Annotated in this window: 3 protein-coding genes; all 3 read right to left on the reverse strand. The window is 36.9% G+C overall.

What is annotated here, in order from left to right; translation table 11 throughout:
• On the reverse strand, nucleotides 1-1,296 hold a 1,296-nt coding region (locus ACKI5B_RS03005; protein WP_407425689.1), incomplete at its 3' end, for a flagellar assembly protein A.
• A gap of 3 nt (nucleotides 1,297-1,299) precedes the next feature.
• On the reverse strand, nucleotides 1,300-2,097 hold the full coding sequence (gene whiG / locus ACKI5B_RS03010; RefSeq protein ID WP_407425691.1) for an RNA polymerase sigma factor WhiG: 798 nt from the start codon (nucleotides 2,095-2,097) through the stop codon (nucleotides 1,300-1,302).
• A gap of 14 nt (nucleotides 2,098-2,111) precedes the next feature.
• The coding region (locus tag ACKI5B_RS03015) for a hypothetical protein (protein WP_407425693.1) at nucleotides 2,112-2,410 on the reverse strand (299 nt) is incomplete at its 5' end.

The raw sequence follows: 2,410 nt of genomic DNA on the forward strand, positions 1-2,410 counted from the left end.
GACAATTTTACCTTCATCACGCCCGATAATACCAGAAGAAACGATAATATCACCGTCACTTTCAAGTGTACATTTACCGACTGTTCCTGAAACTTCGATATTGCCGCTTGCTTTAACATTAAATCCGTCTTCAACGCTTCCTTTAACAATAACAGTGCCAAGGAATGTAATATTACCAGTTTTAATGTTGACACCTTCAACTTCCATGATAGGCTCAACACAAATTTTATCATTTATAAGAAGAACCTGACCATTTGCACCGGCAAGAATAGTTCTACCGTCAGTATCAACTGTTACATTTTTACCAAGTGGAAGCTGAATATCACGACCGTCTTTTGCTTCAAGATAGCGTCCGTAAATTGTTTTTCCGGCTTTTCCCTTTTCTGCTAAAATTTTCTGAGCTAAAGGCTGCCCTTCAACAACATTTTGAATTAAATTAAGCTCTTTAAAATCCACCTGTCCGTTAGCAGCCTCTTTTGCCCTTAATTTTGAACGGTCTGTTTCAAAATTATATGCAATATAAGCATCCCGGCCATCAACTGGAAGAACAGCTTCTGCAACAACAGCAGGTTCATTATAAATAGGACTGTCGATAAGAGCACTGATTTTTTCTTCTGAAATGCCTGCAACAACGCCCTGTTTTGTAAGAGCAGTTTTAATCTGTTCTGCACTGACATCAGCACCTCCAAGCATAGGAGGATTTATTGTAGCCGTAACCTGCATCTCATCTTTTGAAACATCAATTACAAAAACAGCATCAGCGGACGGTTCATGATTATAAGTTCCGATTGAAACATATTCTCCGTCAGTACCTTTTTTTGCTAGCTTACGAACTTCAGCTTCTTCAAATGATTTTGTATCAGGCCGATTTAAATCATTTACAAGTACATCATCATCGACAGGCTTTCCATCTCCAACAGGAAGAGTGACTTTTAAGAAAATTTCTGTTCCAAAACGATGAATATAATACATTCCGTCTTTTGATACAATTTTCTCAATATCTTCATCATCATCGCCCTGAATAATTTCTCCGTTTTTACCAGCAACAGATTTTTTAATGGTATCAGGATTCTGATAAATTTTTAAAAACCATGGCTTTTTTGCAATTCCCATGAAACCATCAAAACCACGCTCTAAAACTTCATATTCAAGATTAACAACCCGCGTATCAAACTGAACAGCAGCATCTGCAAGAGCTTCATCGAGAGTGTCTGCACGTACTTCAACGTACTTAATCTCTTTGTCCTTAGAGAGAAGCCCTGCCATGTCCTTACGAATTGTTTCAAGATTTATCATTTGTTAGAAAATTCCCTTTCTGAAATTTGTAAGTTTAGAACGCAAATGTAAATTTGCATTAGAATGCAGCTGAGAAATGCGTGATTCTGAAACATCAAGAACCTGTCCTATTTCTTTGAAAGTCAAATCTTCATGATAATACAGAACTATGACCATTTTTTCTTTTTCAGGAAGCTCATTAATTGCCTGAATAATAACTTTTCGGATTTCTTCACGTTCAACCTGTACATCAGGATTTAAACTCTGAGGAGATTCAATTGAATCTCCAATTGAAAGATGATCAGAATCATCACCAGAATACCACACATCATTTAGCGAAAGTACACTGGTACCACTGATTTTCATAACTGTGTGCTGATATTCTTCAAGAGAAAGATTCATTTCTTTTGCAATTTCTTCGTCTGTAGCAGGACGTGAAAGGCGTGATTCAAGACCGGAAATTACATCCTCAATTTCACGAGATTTCTGTCTTACAGAACGAGGAACCCAGTCAAGCTGACGCATTTCATCGAAAATAGCTCCCCGGATTCGGGTGACTGCATATGTCTTGAACTTAACTTTTTTGTCGAGGTCATATTTACTAATTGCATCGAGAAGACCAAACTGACCGAACCCTACCAAATCATCAAATTCCATACTTGCAGGAAGCCCGACAGAAACTTTACCCGCTACATATTTTACCAAAGGCATATACTTGCGGATAATTTTATCCCGCAATGCTGGTGAACGAGTTTTTTTATATTCTTTCCAGATAGAATCTTCTTCTTCATCATTAATAAATGGTGATTTTTCATTATCCATACGCAGCACCTTTTTTAATCATTATCCTTTGCTAATATAGTTTGAATAGCTTTTGCCATAACATCTGTATCTTGTGTAGTTGTTTCTTTAAAACTTCCACCACCAGAGGCAAATTCACTATCACTTATAAGTTCATCATTAGAATTTATTGTTGAATTTGTTGAATTCATTGAATCATCTGAAGTTGAAGATAAATTCATTTCTCCAATATCAGGCAATTCATCTATTCCACCAGATGAATTTGAAGCCGCTTGAGAAGGAGCTTCAGAGACAGAAACAGATGACTGTGAAGCTGACTCTTTTGTACCTTCAG

It is taken from the genome of Treponema sp. (genome assembly GCF_045657965.1).
GTDB lineage: Bacteria > Spirochaetota > Spirochaetia > Treponematales > Treponemataceae > Treponema_D.